We start from the raw sequence: 230 nt of genomic DNA, 5'->3' as shown, positions 1-230 counted from the left end.
CCCGGTGACGGTGGAGAGCACGGCCGCCCTGTGCGCGCGCCACGCGGACGCCTCCGCGGTGGCCACCTGCGCGCGCTGCGGAAGCTTCCTGTGCGGCGAGTGCCTGGAGCTCCTGGGCGAGTCCGCCTTCTGCGCGCCGTGTGTGTCGTTGCGCCGGAGCGAGGGGCCCGCGTCGCGCGCGGCCTGGGGTGCGCTGTGGCTCGGGGTGATGGGGCTGGTGGTCCTGCCGT

General features: G+C 76.5%; 1 pseudogene. It reads left to right on the top strand.

The annotated features are described in order from the left end of the window. Positions 1-4 precede the first annotated feature (4 nt). A pseudogene (locus HUW62_RS47715) lies at positions 5-230 on the top strand (hypothetical protein); the annotation flags it as partial.

Source organism: Myxococcus sp. AM011 (genome assembly GCF_013372595.1).
Lineage (GTDB): Bacteria > Myxococcota > Myxococcia > Myxococcales > Myxococcaceae > Myxococcus > Myxococcus eversor.
Note: the sequence above shows the minus strand (reverse complement) of the source record. Positions and strands in the feature narration are given on the sequence as shown.